We start from the raw sequence: 21,188 nt of genomic DNA, 5'->3' as shown, positions 1-21,188 counted from the left end.
CGGGGGCGCGGGGAGCGGCTGCCGGCCGCTCCCCTGCACGCCCGGTCGGCGCCCCGGCCGCCGCGGACCGCCGGACGGAGCCGGCCGGCCCCGTCGCCGGCGGCACGCCGCCCGGACGCGGCGCCGCCAGGCTCTGGGGACTGCTCGACGGGGAGGGTGGCACGAGCCAGTCCAGCTACTACATGATCCTCGGCAGCGCCGTCGCACTGACCCTGATCGGGCTGCTGATGGTCCTCTCCTCCTCCTCGGTCGAGGCCATCTCCAGGGCGTCGTCCTCCTACGGCCTGTTCGTGCGCCAGGGCCTGTTCGCCCTCGCGGGCCTGGCCATGATGTTCGGCATGTCCCGCCTGCCCGTGCGGTTCCTGCGCAAGCTCGCCTGGCCGGGACTCTTCACGGCCCTGCTGCTGCTCGCGGCCGTCGCCTTCACCCCGCTCGGGAAGACCGTCGGCGGCAACACCAACTGGATCGTCATCGGTTCGTTCCAGGGCCAGCCCTCCGAGGCCGCCAAGCTGGCGCTCGCGATCTGGGCGGCCCAGATCCTCGCGGTCAAGGGCAGCGCCGTCCTGCAGACCTCCCACGCGATCATCCCCATCGTCTTCCCGGGCGGGGCCGCCGTCATCGGTCTCGTGCTCTACGGTCGGGACATGGGCACCGCGCTCGTGCTGGGGCTGATCCTCATGGCCACGCTCTTCCTCGCCGGGGTCCGGCTGCGACTCTTCGGCATCGCGGCGGCCCTCGGCGGGGCCGGCGCGCTGGCCCTCCTGCTGTTCTCCGGCAACCGGCTCGGACGCATCAACGCGTGGCTGAACATCGACTGCGAGTCCAATGCCGCCTGCTACCAGCCCACGCAGGGCATCTACGCGCTCGCCTCCGGAGGCTGGTGGGGCGTCGGCCTCGGACAGTCGCGGCAGAAGTGGAACTACATCCCCGAGGCGCAGAACGACTTCATCGTCGCCGTCATCGGCGAGGAGCTCGGACTCGTGGGCGTCCTCGTCATCGTCGTCCTCTTCGCGCTGCTCGCCGTGGCGATGTACCGCGTGGCCGTACGCAGCGGCGACGTGTTCGTCCGCGTCGCCACGGGCGGCATCATGGCCTGGCTGCTCGGCCAGGCGTTCGTCAACATCGGCATGGTCACGGGGCTGCTCCCGGTGATCGGCATCCCCCTCCCGTTCATCTCCTACGGCGGCACCGCGCTGACCCTGTCGCTCGTGGCGGTCGGCGTCGTCCTGTCCTTCGCCCGCGCCCAGGCCAAGGCCGAGCGGGAGGCCGCCGCCGACGGAACCGACCCACAGGAAGCACACACCGCATGAGCTCCGGAACCCCCGGCCACGGCACCGCTGAGCCCTCCGCCCCGGGACCCTCCGTGGTCCTGGCCGGCGGCGGCACCGCGGGCCACGTCTCGCCCCTCCTGGCCATCGCCGACGCCGTCCGCGAGGCGGCTCCGGACGCGCGGATCACCGCCGTCGGAACCGCTTCCGGGATGGAGACCCGGCTGGTCCCCGCGGCCGGGTACCGGCTCGAGAGGATCGACCGCGTGCCCATGCCGCGCCGGCCCAACGCCGACCTCTTCCGCCTCCCGCTGCGCTTCACCCGGGCCGTCAAGGCGGCGGGCCGGATCCTCGACGAGGCCGCGGCGGACGCCGTGGTCGGCGTCGGCGGCTACGTCTGCACTCCCGTCTACCTCGCCGCGCGGCGGCGCGGCATTCCCGTGGTGATCCACGAGGCGAACGCCCGCGCCGGCCTCGCCAACCGCGTCGGAGCCAGGTTCGCGGCGCGGGTCGCGACGGCGTTCGAGGGCACCGGGCTGCCCCGGGCCGAGCTCGTCGGCATGCCCATGCGGGCCGAGATCGCCCGGCTGGACCGGGCGGCGGAGGCCGCCGAGGCCCGCGAGGGCTTCGGCCTGCGCCCCGACGTCCCGACGCTCGTGGTCACGGGGGGCTCCTCCGGGGCCGCCTCCATCAACCGCACCCTCCAGGCCGTCGTCCCCCGGCTCGCCGGCGGGGGGCTGCAGATCCTGCACATCACGGGCCGCGGCAAGCAACTGGCGGGGGACGACGGCGGGGCCCTCGCCGCGCCCGGGTACCACCAGGTCGAGTACGTCGACGGCATGCAGTCCGCTTACGCCGCGGCGGACCTCATCGTGGCCCGGTCCGGGGCGGGCACCGTGTGCGAGCTCGCCGCCGTCGGGCTGCCCTCCGTCCTCGTCCCGCTGCCGATCGGCAACGGCGAGCAGCGGCTCAACGCGGCGCCGCTCGAGCGGGCCGGCGGGGCAATCGTCGTCGACGACGCGGGATTCACGCCCGAGTGGTTCCTGCGGGAGGTCCCCGCGCTCGTGGCGGACAGCGCCCGACGGGAGTCGATGGCGGCCGCGGCTTCCGCGCTGGGCCGTCGCGACGCGGCAGGCGCCATGGCCCGGATCGTGCTCGAGGTGATCGGTGCGCGGCGCCCGCGCGTGGGAAGCTAGAGGCATGCAGCAGAACCAGGACCCCGGCGAGCTCGGGGCTGTCCACTTCCTCGGCATCGGAGGCGTCGGCGTATCCGCCGTCGCCCGGCTGATGCTCGCCCGCGGAGTCCGCGTCTCCGGCACCGATGCGAAGGACCTGCCGGTCCTGGGCGAGCTCGCCGCGCTCGGCGCCCGCACCCACGTCGGCTACGCCGCGGAGAACCTCGGTGACGCCGACACCGTCGTGGCCTCCTCGGTCATCAAGGACGGCAATCCGGAATACGACGAGGCCCGGCGCCGCGGACTGCGCATCCTGCACCGCTCCGAGGGCCTCGCCGCGACCATGGCCGGGCACCACGTCGTGGCCGTCGCGGGGACCCACGGCAAGACCACGACGACCTCCCTCACCGCCGTCATGCTGCGCGAGGCCGGCCTCTCGCCGTCGTTCGCGATCGGGGCCAACGTCGCCGGGCTCGGGGTCAACGCCGAACTGGGCGGGGGCCGGATCTTCGTCGCCGAGGCGGACGAGTCCGACGCCTCCTTCCTGAACTACCGCCCGGACGTCGTCGTCGTCACGAACGTCGAGGCCGACCACCTCGACCACTACGGCACGGCCGAGGCGGTCCACGCGAGCTTCCACCGCTTCGCCTCCCTGCTCCCGGAGGACGGACTGCTCATCTGCTGCGCCGATGACCCCGGCTCCCTGGCCCTGGCCACGCGCATGCGGCGCGAGCGCCCGGACCTGCGGGTGCAGACCTACGGCTTCAGCGAGAACGCCGACCGGCGCATCACCGGTGCCGGCGCGCAGGGGCTGCGCTACGCGTGCCTCCTCGAGTGGGGCAGCGGCGAGTCCTGCGGGATCGACCTCGCCGTCCCGGGTGACCACAACCTGCTCAATGCCGCTGCCGCTTTCGCCGTCGGGCTCGACAGCGGGCTCGAGCCGGAACAGGCCGCCCGCGGCCTGGCCGCGTTCAGCGGCGCGGCCCGCCGCTTCGAGTTCCGCGGCGAGGCCGCCGGGGTCAAGGTCTACGACGACTACGCGCACCACCCCACCGAGGTCCTCGCCGCGCTGCGCGCCGCCCGGAGCGTCGCCGGGGACGGGCGCGTGCACGTCCTGTTCCAGCCGCACCTCTTCTCCCGCACCCGGGAGTTCTGGCGCGACTTCGCCGACGCCCTCTCGCTCGCGGACACGGCGCTCGTGCTGGACATCTACCCCGCGCGCGAGGAGCCGATCCCCGGCGTGACGAGCCGGCTCGTCGTCGACGCCCTCAACACCGACGGCGGAGCGGCCAGCGCCGGAGACGCCCCGCGCCGGCTCGCGGAGGCCGCGCGCCCCGGCGACCTCGTGATGACCATCGGCGCGGGGGACGTCACGGAGGCCGGCCCGCGCATCCTCGACGCCCTGCGGGGTCCGGTGTGAACGTGTCCACCCTGCCCGATCCCGACGTCCTGTCCCTCCCGGAGCCGCCCGGGCGGCGGACGCGGCGGCGCGTGCTGTGGTGGGCAGGCGGCGTCCTCGCGGCGCTCGCCGCCCTCGTCGTCGTCCTGCTGTTCTCGCCCCTGCTCGCCATCACGTCGATCGAGGTGCGGGGCAACGATCTCGCGGACACGACCGCGCTGCAGGAGGCGCTCGCGCCCCTCGAGGGAACGCCGCTGCCGCGCGTCTCGCCGTCGACCGTCCGGGAACTGCTCGCCGGGCAGCCGGCGGTCGAGGACGTCGTGGTCCAGGCGGAGGCCCCCTCGACCTTGAAGGTCGAGATCATCGAGTACCAGCCCGTCGCGCTCGTCGCCGCGGGCAAGCGCTTCGACCTCGTGGGGGAGGGCGGCCGACGGCTCGCGAGCGTCGCGAAGCGCGACGCCGCCGAGCTGCCCCTGATCTCCGGGGTCTCGCCGGACGAGGCCCCCGAGGTGTTCGACACCGTGACGCGCGCCCTGGCCGCCGTGCCGGCCGACGTACTGACGCAGCTCGAGAGCGCGGGTGCCAGGACCATCGACTCCGTCGAGCTGCGGCTCGCGAGCGGGCAGACGGTGGTGTGGGGCAACGACGAGGACGGCGCGCAGAAGGGTCAGGTCCTCGCGGCGCTCCTGGCGGCCGGAACGCCCGAGGGCCAGGACGAGGCCAAGGTCATCGACGTCAGCAGCCCCGACCATCCCGTGACGCGCTGACGGGACCCGGTCCACGGGGCCGGAGGGCCTCGGCCGCGGCCAATGAAGCGACACGCGGCCGATGTCGTTGCATGGGGACCGGGCAGACCATAGCGTCTCAGTAGCACCTACTTGACATAACTATAACCCTCAAGCTGAAGGTTAGGGTTGGTCCGGTTGAAGCTTCCTAGATCAGCAGCACATCGAACAAGGGAATCAGGACGTGGCAGCTCCACAGAACTACCTCGCCGTCATCAAGGTCGTCGGCATCGGCGGTGGCGGCGTCAACGCCGTCAACCGCATGATCGAGGTCGGCCTCCGCGGTGTCGAATTCATCGCCATCAACACGGACGCGCAGGCACTGCTCATGAGCGACGCCGACGTCAAGCTCGACGTCGGCCGCGAGCTCACCCGCGGCCTCGGCGCCGGCGCGAACCCCGAGGTGGGCCGTCAGGCCGCCGAGGACCACGCCGAGGAGATCGAGGAGGTCCTGCGCGGAGCCGACATGGTCTTCGTCACCGCCGGCGAGGGCGGCGGCACGGGCACCGGCGGCGCGCCCGTCGTGGCCCGCATCGCCCGTTCCCTCGGCGCGCTGACCATCGGCGTGGTCACCCGTCCGTTCACCTTCGAGGGCCGCCGCCGCGCCAACTCGGCCGAGGCGGGCATCGACGCGCTGCGCGACGAGGTCGACACGCTGATCGTCATCCCGAACGACCGCCTGCTGTCCATCAGCGACCGCAACGTCTCCGTACTCGATGCCTTCCGGTCCGCCGACCAGGTGCTGCTGTCCGGCGTCCAGGGCATCACGGACCTCATCACGACCCCCGGCCTGATCAACCTCGACTTCGCGGACGTGAAGTCCGTCATGCAGGGCGCCGGATCGGCCCTCATGGGCATCGGCTCGGCCCGCGGCGAGGACCGCGCGGTCAAGGCCGCCGAGCTCGCCATCGCCTCGCCGCTGCTCGAGGCCTCGATCGATGGCGCCCACGGCGTGCTGCTGTCCATCCAGGGCGGATCGGACCTCGGCCTCTTCGAGATCAACGAGGCCGCTCGACTGGTGCAGGAGGTCGCCCACCCGGAGGCCAACATCATCTTCGGCGCCGTGATCGACGACGCCCTCGGCGACGAGGCCCGCGTGACCGTGATCGCCGCCGGCTTCGACCAGGTCGACGTCACCTCCGCTCCGGCGCACGCACCGCAGCAGCAGGCCCAGCCGCTGCCGGCCAAGGTCCCGGGAACCGTCCCGCTGGCTCCGGCCACCGTGCCGGGCACCGTGCCGCTGGCCGGTGCACAGCAGGCCGCCGCCACGTCGGCTCCCTCCGCTCCGGAGGCCCCGGCGCCGGAGCAGCCGCGCTACGAGGAGCTGCCGGCCGTCGTCGAGCAGGACCTCAGCGGCACGTCCCACGACGACCTCGACGTCCCGGACTTCCTGAAGTAACCACCGTGGGCGGCCTCTGCCCGCGGCCCACGGGCCGGCCGGTGCCCCTCCGGCCGGCCCGACGACACCCTGCGAGGACTTCCCGATGCTGAGCTACGGGCCCCACGGCGGCCGGTCCGCCCGCGTGGCCTTCACGTCCCTGGCCGAGGGGAACCTCGCCCTGCACGTCGGCGACGATCCCGCCGCCGTCCACGGTCGCCGCGCGCGCCTTGCGGCCTCGCTGGGGCTCGCCGGCGGAGCCTTCCAGTTCATGGACCAGGTCCACTCCGCCCGGGTGGTGGACGTCCCTCCCGGGACGCGTCTGGATCCGGCGCCGACCGCCGACGCCCTCGTCTGCGCGGACGGCTCCGTCCCGCTCGCGGTCATGACCGCCGATTGCGTCCCCGTGGTGTTCGTCGGCGCACGCCCCGACGGCTCCGCGGCCACCGCCGTGGCCCACGCCGGACGCAAGGGCCTGCTCGGCGGCGTCCTGCAGAACACCCTTGCCCGGCTCCGCGCGGCCGGCGCCGGGTCCGTCTCCGCCTGGATCGGCCCCGCCGTGTGCGGGTCCTGCTACGAGGTCCCCGGGGACATGGCCGCCGAGGCCGAACGCGGGGCGCCCGGCATCTCCTGCGCGACCTCGCGCGGGACGACGGGCCTGGACCTGCCGTCCGCCGCCGCCCGGATCCTCGCCGCCGCAGGGGTCCAGGTCACCGAGAGCGGCATCTGCACCCTCGAGGACGGGGACTACCCCTCCCACCGTCGCGACCCCTCCTCCGGCCGCTGTGCCGGGCTGGTCTGGCTGGAGCAAGGAGTGGCCGCATGAACGACGAGGCACGCCGCCGGGAGCTCGCCGAACGTCTGGGGGCCGTCCGGTCCAGGATCGAACGCGCGGCCCGCGAGGCCGGCCGGGACGACGAACCGCGCCTGATCGTGGTCACGAAGTTCTTCCCGGCCGCCGACGTGGGGCATCTGGCCGCGCTCGGCGTGACGGACGTGGGGGAGAACCGGGACCAGGAGGCCGCGGCCAAGGCGCTCGAGTGCGACGGGCTGGGCCTCGACTGGCACTTCATCGGGCAGCTCCAGTCCAACAAGGCCAAGTCCGTCGTCCGCTACGCGCACGCCGTGCACTCCGTGGACCGGACGGGACTCGTCGACGCGCTCTCCCGCGCGATGGCCCGGGAGGCCGGGCGCCGTGCCGAGGCGGGACTCGGGGCGCGGGGCGACCTCACGGCGCTCGTCCAGGTGGACCTCCGGGACGCGGACGACGCCGGGGCCCGGGAGGGCTCGCCGGGCCCGGGCCGCGGGGGAGCCCTTCCATCCGAGGTCCCGGCGCTCGCGGACGCGATCGCCGCGGCCGATGGCCTGCGGCTGGGCGGCCTCATGGCCGTCGCGCCGCTCGGCGGGGACCCCCGGCCGGCCTTCGAGCGGCTCCGCGTCCTCGCCGCCGAACTGACCGCCGTCCACCCCGGCGCGGACATGGTCTCGGCCGGCATGAGCCAGGACCTGGAGCACGCCGTCGCGGCCGGTGCGACACACCTGCGTGTCGGCTCAGATGTCCTCGGGCCCCGGCCGCCCGTGCGGTAGCGTCGGACTAGCGGAGAACCGCGCGGACACGACGTCCGGGCCGCGCACGAGCATAAGGAGCAGACCATGGCTGGCGCCCTGCGCAAGACGATGATCTACCTCGGCCTCGCCGACGGCGACGAGCAGTACGACGCCGAGGCCTACGACGCGCCGGCGCGTGACGAGGCGCGCCGTGACGAGCCGTCCCGCGACGACCGCCAGCAGCAACAGCGTCCAGCCGTTGCACCGGAGCCCGAAACCGAGTACCGGGCCCCCGTCACTCCCATCAAACGCGCGCCTTCTTCCAGGGACGAGGATTCTTCATTGCGGCAGATCACCACGGTCCACCCCCGCTCGTACAACGACGCCAAGATCATCGGCGAGAGCTTCCGGGACGGCATTCCCGTGATCATGAACGTGACGGACATGGGCGAGGGCGACGCCAAGCGCCTCGTCGACTTCTCGGCGGGCCTCGTGTTCGGCCTGCACGGCAGCATCGAACGCGTCACCAACAAGGTCTTCCTGCTCTCCCCGTCGACGGTGGAGGTGCTCGGCGAGGACAAGAAGTCCTCCGAGGGCCAGGCCACCTTCTTCAACCAGAGCTAGGCGGGCACGGACCACCGTGGAACTGCTCTTCGCCCTGGTGTACATCGCCCTGACGGTGATCCAGGTGATGCTCATGGCCAGGATCGTGCTCGACGTCGTCCAGATGTTCGCCCGGTCCTGGCGCCCCACGGGGCTCGCCCTCATCGTCGCGAGCTTCGTGTACCGCATCACCGATCCGCCCATGACCTGGGTCCGCTCCAAGGTCAAGCCCGTCAACCTCGGGGGAATGCAGCTGGACCTGGCCTTCCTCCTGCTCTACTTCGCCGTCTTCATCGCGAAGATCGTCGTGGCCCAGCTCGCCAGCTAGGCGTAGCGCCGCGGCGGCGTCCGGACCGGGGCGCACCGGCCCGGCCCGGCCGGTTCGTGTTGGGCAATCAAACCGTTATAGTCTTGTCACAAGAAGCGCGCCGGAGCAGGACCGGACGGCGGGCTCCACACGGGATTAGCGTATCCGCGCCGCATCAGCGGCCGGGCGACAGAACCAACGTATCGAGGTGACCAGATGGCGCTCACGCCAGAAGATGTAGTCAACAAGCGCTTCCAGCCGACCAAGTTCCGCGAAGGCTACGACCAGGACGAGGTTGACGACTTCCTGGACGAGATCGTCGTCGAGCTCCGCCGGCTGAACCAGGAGAACGACGAACTGCGTCGCCGCGTGAGCGAGCTCCAGGGCGGCTCGGAGAACACCGAGGCCGTTCCGGCACCCATCGCCGCCGCACCGGCCGCCGAGGCCGAGCCGGCCGCGGAGGAGCCCGTCGAGGCCGAGGAGGCCCCCGAGGCCCCGCAGGAGCAGGAGGCCACCCAGTCGGCACCCGTCGTCGCCGCGGCCGCGCCGGTCGCCGGCGCCCCGGCCCACACGGCCACCGCCGAGTCCGCGGCGAGCGTGCTCGCCATGGCCCAGCGCCTCCACGACGAGTACGTGGGCGCCGGCGTCGAGCAGCGCGACAAGATCATCGCCGAGGCCCAGATCGAGGCCAACAGCCTCGTCAACGAGGCCGAGGAGAAGAGCCGCAAGACCCTCAGTGCCCTCGAGCAGCAGAAGTCCGTGCTCGAGCGCAAGGTCGAGCAGCTGCGCGGCTTCGAGCGCGACTACCGTGCCCGCCTGAAGACCTACATCGAGGGCCAGCTGCGCGACCTCGAGGCCAAGGGCTCCGTCGCCACGCCGGAGACCGCGGACAACGCCTAGGGCGGTCCGACGGGCCCGTGCCCGCCATCTGCCACGCCGTCGGCGGCCGGTCCAACCGGCCGCCGACGGCACGTTAAAGAGGGAACCCCATGCATGCAGAACCGGCCGCCACCGCGGCGGACGGCACCGGCCCGGCCCGGTCGCGCCGTTACGCCCTGATCCTCCTCGCCGTGGCGCTCGGTGCCCTGGCGCTCGACCAGTTCACCAAGTGGCTCGTGCAGTCCACGATGGAGCTCGGCGAGTCGATCCCCGTCATCCCGCCCGTGCTGAGCTGGCACTACATCCTCAATCCCGGGGCGGCGTTCTCGATCGGAACCGACGTGACGTGGGTCTTCACGCTCGTCCAGGCGACCGTCGTCGTCTACATCCTGGCCTTCCCGCTGCGAAAGGTCTCCTCCGTAGTGTGGGCCGCGGCCCTCGGTGGCGTCCTCGGCGGGGCCGCGGGCAACCTCATGGACCGGCTGTTCCGCGAGCCGTCGTTCGGCATGGGCCACGTCGTGGACTTCATCGCCGTTCCCAACTTCGCGATCTTCAACATTGCCGATTCCTTCGTCGTCTGCTCCATGATCGTCGTGTGCGTACTGATCTTCCGGGGGATCGGCCTCGACGGGCGGAAGGCCGATGCCGCGGAGGCCGGCGACGGGACCGGCGCGCCCGGGAGCGGTACGGGCGGGGAGTCCTAGCCGTGCCCGTCGTCGTCGTGCAGGAGGCACAGGCGGGACGGCGCGTCGACGCCGTCCTGGCCGAGGCGCTCGGGGTCTCCCGCAGTGCCGCCGCCCAGTGGTGCGCCGAGGGGCACGTCAGCCTCGGCGGCCGGGCCGTCGCCAAGTCCCGCAAGGCCGCCGCCGGCGAGGCCTACGAAGTCGTCGTCCCCGAACGCCCCGACCCTCTGGAAGTGAAGGTGGAACGCGTGGAAGAGCTCAGGATCCTCGGCGAGGACCCGGACTACGTCGTCATCGACAAGCCCGTCGGCGTCGCCGCGCACCCCTCTCCGGGGTGGGTCGGGCCCACGGTCGTCGGGGCCCTCGCCGCCGCCGGCTACCGGATCAGCACCTCGGGCGCGGCGGAGCGCCAGGGAATCGTGCACCGGCTCGACGTCGGGACGTCCGGCGCGATGGTCGTCGCCACGAGCGAGCGGGCCTACACGGCCCTCAAGCAGGCCTTCCGCGACCGGACGCCGGAGAAGGTCTACCACGCCGTCGTCCAGGGCATGCCGGACCCGCTCAAGGGGACGATCGACGCCCCGATCGGCCGCCACCCCGGCCATGACTGGCGCTTCGCCGTCCTCGAGGACGGGCGGGACTCCGTCACCCACTACGAGGTCATCGAGGCCTTCGGGCGTGCATCGCTCGTCGAGGTGCACCTCGAGACGGGCAGGACGCACCAGATCCGGGTGCACTTCTCCGCCCTGCGCCATCCGTGCGCGGGCGACCAGACCTACGGCGCGGACCCGCGGCTCGCCGCCGACCTCGGGCTGACCCGGCAGTGGCTGCACGCCCACCGGCTGGCCTTCCCGCACCCCGTGACGGGGGAGCGCGTCGAATACACGAGCGGCTACCCGTCCGACCTCTCACACGCCCTCGAGCTGCTGCGCCACGGGCTCGGCTAGCCGCGCGGCGGCGCGGACGACGGCGGCGCGCCAGCCTGGCGGGACGGCCCGGGGAAGCGTCGGGCCGGGCACTAGACTTGTCGGGTGGCCAGCTCTCCCCGGGACGGATTCGTCCATCTTCACACGCACACCGAATACTCGATGCTCGACGGCGCGGCCCGCCTGCCGGAGCTCTTCGCGGAGACCGACCGGCTCGGGATGACGGCCCTCGCGACGACGGACCACGGCTACCTGTTCGGCGCCTTCGACTTCTGGAACAAGGCCACGCAGGCCGGCATCAAGCCGATCATCGGCGTCGAGGCCTACGTCACGCCGGGCACCGCGCGCGACGACAAGACCCGCGTAAAGTGGCGCTCCGAGGAGTCCCAGAAGGGCGACGACGTCTCCGGCGGCGGCCTCTACACCCACATGACGTTGTTGAGCTACAACAACACCGGGATGAACAACCTCTTCCGGGCGTCCTCGATCGCCTCGCTCGACTCCGTGTTCGGCAAGTACCCGCGCTGGGACCGCGACCTGTTGAACACCTACTCCGAGGGCCTCATCGCCACGACCGGCTGTCCCTCCGGCGAGGTCCAGACCAAGCTCCGCCTCGGCCAGTACGAGGAGGCGAAGGCCGCCGCCGCGGAGTTCCGGGAGATCTTCGGCGCGGAGAACTACTTCTGCGAGCTCATGGACCACGGCCTCGACATCGAGCGCCGGGTCACGAAGGACCTGCTGCGGCTCGCCCGCGAGCTCGGCCTCCCGCTCGTGGCGACGAACGACCTCCACTACACGCACGAGCACGACGCCAAGGCGCACGAGGCGCTGCTCGCCATCAACTCCGGTTCCACGCTCGACGAGCCCACCTACGACCAGGGCGGCTCGCGCTTCGCGTTCCAGGGCTCCGGCTACTACCTGAAGAGCCCGGCGGAGATGCGCGAGCTGTTCAAGGAGATGCCCGAGGCCTGCGACAACACCCTGCTCATCGCCGAACGCGTCGACGTCTCCTTCGACATGAACGCGAACTACATGCCGAAGTTCCCCTGCCCGCCGGGGGAGGACGAGACGAGCTGGCTTGTGAAGGAGGTCGACCAGGGCCTCCACTACCGCTACCCGGACGGCATCCCCGAGGACGTCCGCAAGCAGGCCGACTACGAGCTCGAGATCATCATCAAGATGGGCTTCCCCGGATACTTCCTCGTCGTGGCCGACTTCATCAACTGGTCCAAGGAGAACGGGATCCGCGTGGGACCCGGCCGCGGCTCGGGCGCCGGCTCGATGGTGGCCTACGCCCTGCGCATCACCGACCTGGACCCGCTGCGGCACGGCCTGATCTTCGAGCGCTTCCTGAACCCGGACCGCGTCTCGATGCCCGACTTCGACGTCGACTTCGACGACCGCCGCCGCCCCGAGGTGATCAAGTACGTCACCGAGAAGTACGGCGACGAGCGCGTCGCCATGATCGTCACGTACGGGTCCATCAAGACCAAGCAGGCCCTCAAGGACTCCTCGCGCGTGCTGGGCTACCCGTTCAGCATGGGCGAGCAGCTGACCAAGGCCCTGCCCCCGGCCGTCATGGCCAAGGACATCCCGCTCGCCGACATCGAGGACCCGAAGGCCAAGCGCTACGGCGAGGCCGCCGACTTCCGCGAGCTCGTCGCGACCGACCCAGAGGCCGCCCGCGTCTTCGAGACCGCCAAGGGGCTCGAGGGCCTCAAGCGCCAGTGGGGCGTCCACGCCGCCGGCGTCATCATGAGCTCGGATCCCATCATCGACGTCATCCCCATCATGCGCCGCATCCAGGACGGCCAGGTCATCACGCAGTTCGACTACCCGACCTGCGAGGGCCTCGGGCTGATCAAGATGGACTTCCTGGGGCTGCGGAACCTGACAATCATCTCCGACGCGCTCGAGAACGTCACGGCCAACCGCGGCACGGTGCTGGACCTGGAGACCCTGGACATCGACGACGCCGAGTCGTACAAGCTGCTCGCGCGAGGCGACACGCTCGGCGTCTTCCAGCTCGATGGCGGCCCCATGCGTTCGCTGCTCAAGCTCATGCGCCCCGACAACTTCGAGGACATCTCGGCCGTCATCGCGCTCTACCGTCCAGGTCCGATGGGCGCGAACTCGCACACCAACTACGCGCTGCGCAAGAACGGCCTGCAGGAGGTCACGCCGATCCACGCGGAGCTCGAGGAGCCGCTGCGGGAGATCCTGGACACGACGCACGGCCTGATCGTGTACCAGGAGCAGGTCATGGCGATCGCGCAGAAGGTCGCCGGCTTCACGCTCGGCCAGGCGGACATCCTGCGCCGCGCGATGGGCAAGAAGAAGAAGTCGGAGCTGGACAAGCAGTACGAGGGCTTCCACGGCGGCATGGTCGCCAACGGCTTCTCGGAGGCGGCCATCAAGTCCCTGTGGGACATCCTGCTGCCGTTCTCCGACTACGCCTTCAACAAGGCCCACTCCGCGGCGTACGGCCTGGTCTCCTACTGGACGGCCTACCTCAAGGCGCACTATCCGGCGGAGTACATGGCCGCCCTGTTGACCTCGGTCGGCGACGACAAGGACAAGTCGGCGATGTACCTCAACGAGTGCCGCCGCATGGGCATCACGGTGCTGCCGCCGGACGTGAACGAGTCCGCGTTGAACTTCACCCCGGTCGGAAACGACATCCGCTTCGGCATGGGCGCCGTCCGCAACGTGGGCGCCAACGTGGTCAACGCGATGGTCCAGGCGCGCGAGGAGAAGGGGAAGTACACCTCCTTCTCCGACTTCCTGCAGAAGGTCCCGGCCGTGGTCTGCAACAAGCGGACCATCGAGTCCCTCGTGAAGGCGGGGGCCTTCGACTCCATGGGCCATCCGCGCCGCGCTCTCGCGATGATCCACGAGGAGGCCGTGGACTCCGTGATCGTCCTCAAGCGCAACGAGGCGGCCAACCAGTTCGACCTCTTCAGCGGGCTCGACGATCCGTCGGCCGGCGCTGGCCTGACGGTGGACATCCCGGACCTGCCCGAGTGGGAGAAGAAAGACCGGCTCTCCTTCGAGCGCGACATGCTGGGCCTCTACGTCTCCGACCACCCGCTGCTGGGCCTCGGCGGCATCCTGGAGCAGCACGCGGACCTGCCCGTGAACCAGGTGGTCTCCGAGGAGGGGCCGGCCGACGGGCACTCGGTGAAGATCGCGGGCATGATCACGTCGCTGCAGCGCAGGATCGCCAAGAACAGCGGCAATCCCTACGCGCGCTGCGAGATCGAGGACCTGTCCGGCTCGATGGAGGTCATGTTCTTCGGCCAGGCCTACGGGCCGATCGCCTCGGTGCTCGCCGAGGACCTCATCGTCGTGGTCAAGGGCCGCGTGCAGCGGCGAGACGACGGCTCGGTGACGCTCTCGGCGCAGGAGATGACGATCCCGGAGATCAGCGAGGACGGCCTCGCCGGTCCCGTGGTGATCAGCCTGCCGACGCACAAGGCCACCGAGGAGACGGTGAGCGCCCTGGGCGACGTGCTGCGGACGCACTCGGGCAACACGGAGGTCCGGGTCAAGCTCGCGGGAACGCACAGCATCCAGCTGATGCGCCTCGGCCCGGAGTTCCACGTCAACCCCAACCCCGCCCTCTTCGGTGACCTCAAGGTGCTCCTGGGTCCGGCCTGCCTCGACGTCTGATCCACGGCGTCGCTAGTGTGACGGATCCGGCGGACGACGCCGGGGCCCGCCGCGCGCCGTCGTCGTAAGCTGGTGGGGTGACTTCCCAGGCAACGGACACCCCCCGCTACGACTCCTCGACGCTGCGCACGATCGACCTGCGCGGCCCGGCCGGTGCCGGGCTGGACCATGCCGGGCTCAAGGCTGCGATGCCGCGGCCCGAGGGCGGCTTCGACGGCGCCTCCGAGGCCGTCGCCGGCATCATCGAGCGGGTGCGGGCCGAGGGCGCGGCGGCCCTGCACGAGCTTGCCGAGCGCTTCGACGGCGTCCGGCAATCGGGCACGCGCGTGCCGGCCGGGGCGTTGGCCGCGGCCCTGGACGGGCTCGACCCCACGGTCCGGGCGGGCCTGGAGGAAGCGGTCCGGCGCGCGCGGGACTTCGCCACGGCGCAGCGCCCCGCGGACGCGCGCGTCGACTTCGGCGGTGGGGCCACCGTGTCCCAGCGGTGGGTCCCCGTGCGGCGCGTGGGACTCTACGTCCCCGGCGGCCTCGCGGTCTACCCGAGCTCGGTCGTCATGAACGTCGTCCCCGCGCAGGCGGCCGGCGTCGGCTCGATCGCACTGGCCTCCCCGCCGCAGAAGGAGCACGGGGGCCTGCCGCACCCGACGATCCTCGCGGCGGCCGCGCTCCTCGGCATCACCGAGGTCCACGCGGTCGGCGGCGCCCAGGCCGTCGCGGCCTTCGCCTACGGCATCGACGCCGCCTCCGGAGGGGATCCGATCGAGCCCGTCGACGTCGTCACGGGGCCGGGCAACGTCTTCGTGGCGACCGCCAAGCGCCTCGTCAAGGGCGTCGTCGGGATCGACGCGGAGGCCGGTCCGACGGAGATCGCGATCCTCGCCGACGATGCCGCCGATCCGGCGTTCATCGCCGCCGACATGGTCAGCCAGGCCGAGCACGATCCGCAGGCGGCGGCCGTCCTCGTCACCGACTCGGCGCCGCTCGCGGAGGCGGTGCGGGTCGAGCTCGACCGCCAGGTCCCGGCGACGCGCCACGCCGGACGCGTCGCGACGGCCCTGTCCGGCCCGCAGTCCGCCGTCGTGCTCGTCGATTCGCTCGAGGAGGGCGTCCGCTTCTGCAACGTCTACGGGGCGGAGCACCTGGAGATCCAGACGCGCGACGCCGCCGCGGTGGCCGGGCGGATCACGGCCGCGGGCGCGGTGTTCGTCGGCCCCTACAGCCCCGTGAGCCTCGGGGACTACGCGGCCGGCTCCAACCACGTGCTGCCCACGAGCGGGACGGCTGCGTTCGCCTCCGGCCTGAACACGACCGTCTTCCTCAAGGCCGTGCAGGTGATCGACTATTCCCGCGAGGCGCTCGCCGCGGTGGGGGAGCACGTCGTCGCGCTCTCCGCCGCGGAGGACCTGCCGGCGCACGGCGACGCGGTCCTGGAGCGCACGGCCCCGGAGCGCACGCCCTCGCGGCGCGCCGAGCGGACGGCCTAGGCGTCACAAACCACTACATGTGGTAGTTACATGCTTGTCATTTACCCACATGTAGTCCTATGCTGATGCGGTAGCCCCGACGAACACGACCGGAAGGATGGGCCGGATGCATTGTCCGTTCTGCCGCCATTCGGATTCGCGCGTCGTGGACTCCCGTCTGGCCGACGACGGCTCGTCGATCCGGCGCCGCCGGCAGTGCGGGGAGTGCGGACGCCGCTTCACGACCGTCGAGACCACGAGCCTGAGCGTCATCAAGCGCTCCGGCGTCGCCGAGCCGTTCAGCCGCTCCAAGGTCGTCAACGGCGTGCGGAAGGCCTGCCAGGGCCGGCCCGTCACCGACGACGACCTGGCCCTCCTCGCGCAAGAGGTCGAGGAATCGGTCCGCGCGTCCGGGACGGCGGAGATCGACGCCCACGAGGTCGGGCTCGCGATCCTGGGCCCGCTGCAGAAGCTGGACCAGGTCGCCTACCTGCGCTTCGCGAGCGTCTACCAGGCGTTCGACTCGCTCGAGGACTTCGAATCGGCGATCACCAAGCTCCGCCGCGAGGCGGATTCCACCCCGCAGGGGAGGCAGCGGCCGCTCACGGCCGACTGATCACGGGACCACCGCCGCGGACCAGGACCCGCGGCGGCCAGGGCTCCGGTGGCGGCTACGGAGGGGAAGCCGAAGCCGCCACCGGCACCACTTCCGGCCACGAAGCCCGGCTACGAGGCGAAGCCGAAGTGGATGGCGGCCTGCAGCGCGCCGCCGACGATTCCCGCGTTGTTCTTCAGATCCGCCGGCACGATCGGCGTGCGTAGGTCCAGCAGCGGCAGGAAGTCCTCGCTGCGCTTGGAGATGCCGCCGCCGACGATGAACAGGTTGGGGGAGAAGAGGAACTCCACGTGGGAGAAGTAGCGCTGAAGGCGCTGCGCGTAGTCCTCCCACGACAGCTCCTCCCGCTCCCGGGCCGCGGCCGAGGCGCGCGACTCGGCGTCGTAGCCGTCGATCTCGAGGTGCCCGAGCTCGAAGTTCGGCACGAGCACGCCGTCGTGGACCAGGGCGCCGCCGATCCCGGTGCCGAGCGTGATCGCCAGGACGGTCCCGTCCACGCCCTTCCCCGCGCCGTACCGGGCCTCCGCGAGCCCGGCCGCATCGGCGTCGTTCATGACCTGCACGGGGCGCCCGAGCTGCTCGGTGAGGAGGGCGTCGACGTCCGTGCCGATCCAGGATTCGTCCACGTTGGCCGCCGACAGGGCCACGCCGTGGTGGATGATCGCCGGAAAGGTCACGCCGACGGGGACGTCCCCTGCGGGGGCGCCCTCGCGCGAGGACAGCTCCTCGACGATCTGCCCCACGACGACGGCGACGGCCTCCGGCGTGGCCGGCTTCGGCGTGTCGATCCGGAAGCGGGACCCGACGAGCTTGCCCTTCTTCAGGTCGACGATCCCGCCCTTGATCCCGGTGCCGCCGATGTCGATGCCGATCGCCTCGCGGTGCTTGCGCTTGCCGGAGGATTCCTTGTCCTTGGCCATGGTGTCCTTTCTAGGGAAGGGTCAGGATCTCGGCGCCGGAATCGGTCACCAGGAGCGTGTGTTCGAACTGCGCGGTGCGCTTGCGGTCGCGGGTCACGGCCGTCCAGCCGTCGTCCCACATGTCCCACTCGATGGTGCCGAGGGTCAGCATCGGCTCGATCGTGAAGACCATGCCCGGCTCGATCAGGCGGCTGTAGCCCGGGGCGGCGTCGTAGTGGGGGATGATGAGCCCCGTGTGGAAGGCCTCGCCGACGCCGTGGCCGGTGAAGTCCCGCACCACGCCGTAGCCGAAGCGCTTGGCGTAGGCGGAGATCGTCCGGCCGATCACGTTGAACTCGCGGCCCGGCATGACCGAGCGTATCGCGCGGCGCAGCGACTCCCGGGTGCGTTCGACGAGCAGGCGGGACTCCTCGTCGACGTCACCGGCGAGGAAGGTCGCGTTCGTGTCGCCGTGCACGCCGCCGAGGTAGGCGGTGATGTCGATGTTGACGATGTCCCCGTCCTGGACGACCGTCGAATCCGGGATGCCGTGGCAGATGACCTCGTTGATGGACGCGCACAGCGACTTGGGGAAGCCCCGGTAGCCGAGCGTCGAGGGGTAGGCGCCGTGGTCCACGAGGAAACCGTGGCCGATCCGGTCCAGCTCGTCGGTCGTGACGCCGGGGACGACGGCGGCGCCCACGAGCTCGAGCGCCTGCGCGGCCAGCCGGGATGCGGCGCGGATCCGCTCGGTCGTCTCGGCGGAGGGGACGTCGGAGCCCTCGAACTTCGCCGGCGCGGGCCGGCCCACGTACTCGGGGCGGGCGATGCCCGGAGGGACGAGTCGTTCGGGGGAGAGGACGCCGGGGGCAAGGGTCCCGACGGGTGCGGTGGCGCTGCTTGGCATGGTCTCGATCCTATCGTCCCCGGCGGGCGCCGGAGTAGGGTGGGCGGAGCACGGCGGAACACGCCGCCATCGTCGACGAACGGGAGGACCGGGATGTCCGCAGAGGGACGGCCGCAGGGCGACTACTGGTACAACACGGTGACCAAGCAGGTCGAGACGGGGGCCCAGTCGGACTGGACGCAGCTCATCGGGCCCTATGCGACGCGCGAGGAGGCCGAGCGGGCGCTCGAGAAGGTCGAGCAGCGCAACGCGGCCTGGGACGCGCAGGACGAGGACTAGCCCGGCCTGCGTCTAGCTAGTCGGCGAATCCGTGCTCGGCCGCCGGGAACGATCCCTCGAGGACGTCGCGGTGATAGGCCGCGGCCGCCTCGGCGACGATCGGCCGCAGCTGGGCGTACTGCTTGACGAACTTCGCGGTCCGGCCCGTGCGCAGGCCCAGCATGTCCTGCCAGACGAGCACCTGGCCGGTCGTCGAGGCCCCCGCGCCGATGCCGATGGTCGGCACGGTCAGGGCGGCATCGACCGCGGCCGCGGCGGAGTCCGGGACCATTTCCATGAGGACGCAGAACGCGCCGGCGGCCTCCAGGGCCAGGGCGTCCTCGACGAGCCGGGCCGCGGTCCCGCCGCGCCCCTGGACGCGGTAGCCGCCGAGGGCGTGCTCGCTCTGGGGCGTGAAGCCGATGTGGGCCATGACGGGCACGCCGGCGGCGGTCAGCGCCCGCACGTGCTCCGCGAAGTGGGCGCCGCCCTCCATCTTCACGGCGTGGACGCGGGCCTCCTTCATGAGCCGGACGGAGGACTCGACGGCCTGCGCGGGGGAGACCTCGTAGGAGCCGAACGGCAGGTCGCAGACCACGAGCGGGCGCTGCGAGCCGGCCGTGACCGACTTGGCGAACACGATCATCTCGTCGAGCGTGATCGGCAGGGTCGTCTCGTAGCCCATGACGTTGTTCGCGGCGGAATCGCCGACGAGCAGCACCTCGATGCCGGCCTCGTCGAAGACCTCGGCCATGTACTGGTCGTAGGCCGTCAGCATCGCGAAGCGGCGCCCCTCGGCCTTGGCCTGGAGCAGGTGGTGCGTGCGGATGCGGGCCGGCGTGCGGCCCGACGACGGGGCCGCCGCGGCGGCCGCCGGCGCTGCTGATCCGTACGGGGCGGGTTGTTCGGCACTCATGGACACCAGCCTACGCCACGGGTCCGGGCCGGATCGGGCCCGCCCGGACGTCACGCGGCGGCCGATCACACCGGCGTCCGAGTAGATCCGAGTAGAGTTGCACACGGTATGCACTGCCCGCCCACCGAACGCATTCCCTCGTGGAAGGAGCCCCCATGGACCGCCAGCAGGAGTTCGTGCTCAGGACCATCGAAGAGCGCGACGTGCGCTTCGTCCGCCTCTGGTTCACGGACGTCGTCGGCTCCCTGAAATCGGTGGCCCTGGCCCCGGCCGAGGTGGAGGGGGCGTTCGAGGAGGGCCTCGGCTTCGACGGGTCCTCGATCGAGGGCCTCTCGCGGATCTACGAGTCGGACATGCTGGCGCAGCCGGACCCGTCGACGTTCCAGATCCTGCCGTGGCGCGGCGAGACCGAGCCGACCTCGCGCATGTTCTGCGACATCCTCACCCCCGAGGGCGCGCCGTCCCCGGCCGACCCCCGCAACGTGCTCAAGCGCCAGCTCGCCGTCGCCGCCGACATGGGCTTTACGTGCTACACGCACCCCGAGATCGAGTTCTACCTGCTCAAGTCCCCGGACATCGGCGCCGCGGGCGTCCCGGTCCCCGTGGACTACGGCGGCTACTTCGACCACGTCACCGGCGGCGTGGGCCAGGACTTCCGCCGCCGCGCGGTCACGATGCTCGAGGCCGTGGGCATCTCCGTGGAGTTCAGCCACCACGAGAACGGCCCGGGACAGAACGAGATCGACCTGCGGTACGCCGACGCGCTGCAGACCGCGGACAACGTCATGACCTTCCGCACGGTCATCAAGGAGGTCGCGATCCAGCAGGGCATCTACGCGACCTTTATGCCCAAGCCGTTCAGCGACCACCCCGGGTCCGGGATGCACACGCACTTCTCCCTCTTCGAGGGCGACACCAACGCGTTCTTTGCGGCCGGGCAGGAATACCAGCTCTCCACGACCGCGCGGCAGTTCATCGCCGGCATCCTGCGCCACGCCCCGGAATTCACGGCCGTGACCAACCAGTTCGTGAACTCCTACAAGCGCCTGTGGGGCGGCGGCGAGGCACCGAGCCACCTGTCCTGGGGGCACAACAACCGTTCCGCGCTGTTGCGGGTGCCGCTCTACAAGCCCAACAAGGGCCAGTCGGCGCGCGTCGAGTACCGCGGAATCGACTCGGCGGCCAACCCGTACCTCGCCTACGCCGTGCTGCTCGGCGCCGGGCTCAAGGGCATCCAGGAGGGCTACGAGCTCCCGCCGGCCACGGAGGACGACGTCTGGAGCCTGTCCTCGGCCGAGCGCCGCGCGATGGGCCACGACCCGCTGCCGGGCAGCCTCCACGACGCGATCCGGGCCATGGAGGACTCCGAGCTCGTCGCGGAGATCCTCGGCGAGCAGGTCTTCGCGAGCTTCCTGCGCAACAAGCAGGACGAGTGGCACGAGTACCGGCAGAACGTGAGCCCCTTCGAGCTCAACCGCTACCTCGGCATCCTCTAGGACCACCGGC

The 21,188-nt window shown here is 71.6% G+C and carries 20 protein-coding genes; 17 read left to right on the top strand and 3 right to left on the bottom strand.

Annotated features, from left to right (window positions below; genetic code table 11):
* The 15 genes from ftsW to nrdR form a co-directional block, all read left to right on the top strand.
* On the top strand, window positions 1-1,310 hold a 1,310-nt coding region (ftsW, locus tag ACQ3I4_RS11455), incomplete at its 5' end, for a putative lipid II flippase FtsW (RefSeq protein WP_430633576.1).
* Window positions 1,307-2,464, top strand: coding sequence for an undecaprenyldiphospho-muramoylpentapeptide beta-N-acetylglucosaminyltransferase (gene murG, locus ACQ3I4_RS11450; protein WP_329860222.1), 1,158 nt, complete (start codon window positions 1,307-1,309; stop codon window positions 2,462-2,464). The genes ftsW and murG, both read left to right, overlap by 4 nt.
* A 4-nt stretch (window positions 2,465-2,468) precedes the next feature.
* Complete coding sequence (gene murC, locus ACQ3I4_RS11445) at window positions 2,469-3,863, top strand: UDP-N-acetylmuramate--L-alanine ligase (protein WP_329860220.1); 1,395 nt, start codon at window positions 2,469-2,471, stop codon at window positions 3,861-3,863.
* Between the two features lie 2 nt (window positions 3,864-3,865).
* The gene (locus ACQ3I4_RS11440) at window positions 3,866-4,609 is read left to right on the top strand and encodes a cell division protein FtsQ/DivIB (protein WP_329860219.1); all 744 of its coding nucleotides are present in this window, start codon (window positions 3,866-3,868) and stop codon (window positions 4,607-4,609) included.
* A 202-nt stretch (window positions 4,610-4,811) separates the two neighbouring features.
* The gene (ftsZ, locus tag ACQ3I4_RS11435) at window positions 4,812-6,026 is read left to right on the top strand and encodes a cell division protein FtsZ (RefSeq protein ID WP_329860218.1); all 1,215 of its coding nucleotides are present in this window, start codon (window positions 4,812-4,814) and stop codon (window positions 6,024-6,026) included.
* Window positions 6,027-6,111: 85 nt separating this feature from the next.
* Entirely contained in the window at window positions 6,112-6,831 is a 720-nt protein-coding gene (locus tag ACQ3I4_RS11430; RefSeq protein WP_329860217.1) for a polyphenol oxidase family protein, read from the top strand.
* Window positions 6,828-7,592, top strand: a complete 765-nt coding sequence (locus ACQ3I4_RS11425) for a YggS family pyridoxal phosphate enzyme (protein ID WP_329860215.1) — start codon at window positions 6,828-6,830, stop codon at window positions 7,590-7,592. Before ACQ3I4_RS11430 ends, ACQ3I4_RS11425 begins: the two co-directional genes overlap by 4 nt.
* Window positions 7,593-7,658: 66 nt before the next feature.
* The gene (locus ACQ3I4_RS11420; protein ID WP_329860213.1) at window positions 7,659-8,177 is read left to right on the top strand and encodes a cell division protein SepF; all 519 of its coding nucleotides are present in this window, start codon (window positions 7,659-7,661) and stop codon (window positions 8,175-8,177) included.
* Window positions 8,178-8,193: 16 nt separating this feature from the next.
* On the top strand, window positions 8,194-8,484 hold the full coding sequence (locus ACQ3I4_RS11415) for a YggT family protein (RefSeq protein ID WP_329860211.1): 291 nt from the start codon (window positions 8,194-8,196) through the stop codon (window positions 8,482-8,484).
* A 195-nt stretch (window positions 8,485-8,679) separates the two neighbouring features.
* Complete coding sequence (locus ACQ3I4_RS11410; protein WP_329860210.1) at window positions 8,680-9,363, top strand: DivIVA domain-containing protein; 684 nt, start codon at window positions 8,680-8,682, stop codon at window positions 9,361-9,363.
* Between the two features lie 89 nt (window positions 9,364-9,452).
* Entirely contained in the window at window positions 9,453-10,046 is a 594-nt protein-coding gene (lspA, locus tag ACQ3I4_RS11405) for a signal peptidase II (RefSeq protein ID WP_329860207.1), read from the top strand.
* Window positions 10,047-10,048: 2 nt separating this feature from the next.
* Complete coding sequence (locus ACQ3I4_RS11400; RefSeq protein ID WP_329860206.1) at window positions 10,049-10,972, top strand: RluA family pseudouridine synthase; 924 nt, start codon at window positions 10,049-10,051, stop codon at window positions 10,970-10,972.
* An 84-nt stretch (window positions 10,973-11,056) separates the two neighbouring features.
* Window positions 11,057-14,623 (top strand): DNA polymerase III subunit alpha, encoded by a 3,567-nt coding sequence (gene dnaE, locus ACQ3I4_RS11395; protein WP_329860204.1) that lies wholly within the window; start codon window positions 11,057-11,059, stop codon window positions 14,621-14,623.
* A 77-nt stretch (window positions 14,624-14,700) separates the two neighbouring features.
* On the top strand, window positions 14,701-16,107 hold the full coding sequence (gene hisD / locus ACQ3I4_RS11390) for a histidinol dehydrogenase (protein ID WP_329860203.1): 1,407 nt from the start codon (window positions 14,701-14,703) through the stop codon (window positions 16,105-16,107).
* Window positions 16,108-16,213: 106 nt separating this feature from the next.
* Window positions 16,214-16,702, top strand: coding sequence for a transcriptional regulator NrdR (nrdR, locus tag ACQ3I4_RS11385; protein ID WP_329860202.1), 489 nt, complete (start codon window positions 16,214-16,216; stop codon window positions 16,700-16,702).
* Window positions 16,703-16,812: 110 nt separating this feature from the next.
* Here nrdR and ppgK read toward each other — a convergent pair whose 3' ends face one another.
* Window positions 16,813-17,622, bottom strand: a complete 810-nt coding sequence (ppgK, locus tag ACQ3I4_RS11380; protein WP_329860201.1) for a polyphosphate--glucose phosphotransferase — start codon at window positions 17,620-17,622, stop codon at window positions 16,813-16,815.
* Window positions 17,623-17,632: 10 nt separating this feature from the next.
* Window positions 17,633-18,508: a type I methionyl aminopeptidase gene (gene map, locus ACQ3I4_RS11375; protein ID WP_329860200.1), complete on the bottom strand. Its 876-nt coding sequence runs from the start codon at window positions 18,506-18,508 to the stop codon at window positions 17,633-17,635.
* A 93-nt stretch (window positions 18,509-18,601) separates the two neighbouring features.
* Here map and ACQ3I4_RS11370 point away from each other — a divergent pair, with 93 nt between their 5' ends.
* Window positions 18,602-18,787 carry an SPOR domain-containing protein gene (locus tag ACQ3I4_RS11370; RefSeq protein WP_329860198.1) on the top strand — a complete coding sequence of 62 codons (186 nt, stop codon included), beginning with the start codon at window positions 18,602-18,604 and terminating at the stop codon, window positions 18,785-18,787.
* A 16-nt stretch (window positions 18,788-18,803) separates the two neighbouring features.
* On the opposite strand, the gene panB is transcribed toward ACQ3I4_RS11370, so the two are convergent.
* Window positions 18,804-19,682: a 3-methyl-2-oxobutanoate hydroxymethyltransferase gene (gene panB, locus ACQ3I4_RS11365; RefSeq protein WP_329860197.1), complete on the bottom strand. Its 879-nt coding sequence runs from the start codon at window positions 19,680-19,682 to the stop codon at window positions 18,804-18,806.
* A gap of 155 nt (window positions 19,683-19,837) precedes the next feature.
* On the opposite strand from panB, the gene ACQ3I4_RS11360 reads away from it, so the two are divergent.
* Window positions 19,838-21,178 (top strand): glutamine synthetase family protein, encoded by a 1,341-nt coding sequence (locus ACQ3I4_RS11360; RefSeq protein ID WP_329860195.1) that lies wholly within the window; start codon window positions 19,838-19,840, stop codon window positions 21,176-21,178.
* Window positions 21,179-21,188 lie beyond the last annotated feature (10 nt).

Source organism: Zafaria sp. Z1313, from assembly GCF_050563205.1.
Classification (GTDB): Bacteria; Actinomycetota; Actinomycetes; order Actinomycetales; family Micrococcaceae; genus JAZDCJ01.
The sequence above is the reverse complement of the archived record's forward strand: the minus strand, read 5'-3'. Positions and strand labels throughout refer to the sequence as shown.

Coding starts and splice junctions, on each gene's coding strand:
- murG (WP_329860222.1), top strand. CDS start 1,307: ATGAGCTCCGGAACCCCCGGCCACGGCACCGCTGAGCCCTCCGCCCCG.
- murC (WP_329860220.1), top strand. CDS start 2,469: ATGCAGCAGAACCAGGACCCCGGCGAGCTCGGGGCTGTCCACTTCCTC.
- ACQ3I4_RS11430 (WP_329860217.1), top strand. CDS start 6,112: ATGCTGAGCTACGGGCCCCACGGCGGCCGGTCCGCCCGCGTGGCCTTC.
- ACQ3I4_RS11425 (WP_329860215.1), top strand. CDS start 6,828: ATGAACGACGAGGCACGCCGCCGGGAGCTCGCCGAACGTCTGGGGGCC.
- ACQ3I4_RS11420 (WP_329860213.1), top strand. CDS start 7,659: ATGGCTGGCGCCCTGCGCAAGACGATGATCTACCTCGGCCTCGCCGAC.
- ACQ3I4_RS11410 (WP_329860210.1), top strand. CDS start 8,680: ATGGCGCTCACGCCAGAAGATGTAGTCAACAAGCGCTTCCAGCCGACC.
- lspA (WP_329860207.1), top strand. CDS start 9,453: ATGCATGCAGAACCGGCCGCCACCGCGGCGGACGGCACCGGCCCGGCC.
- nrdR (WP_329860202.1), top strand. CDS start 16,214: ATGCATTGTCCGTTCTGCCGCCATTCGGATTCGCGCGTCGTGGACTCC.
- ppgK (WP_329860201.1), bottom strand. CDS start 17,622: ATGGCCAAGGACAAGGAATCCTCCGGCAAGCGCAAGCACCGCGAGGCG.
- map (WP_329860200.1), bottom strand. CDS start 18,508: ATGCCAAGCAGCGCCACCGCACCCGTCGGGACCCTTGCCCCCGGCGTC.
- ACQ3I4_RS11370 (WP_329860198.1), top strand. CDS start 18,602: ATGTCCGCAGAGGGACGGCCGCAGGGCGACTACTGGTACAACACGGTG.
- panB (WP_329860197.1), bottom strand. CDS start 19,682: ATGAGTGCCGAACAACCCGCCCCGTACGGATCAGCAGCGCCGGCGGCC.
- ACQ3I4_RS11360 (WP_329860195.1), top strand. CDS start 19,838: ATGGACCGCCAGCAGGAGTTCGTGCTCAGGACCATCGAAGAGCGCGAC.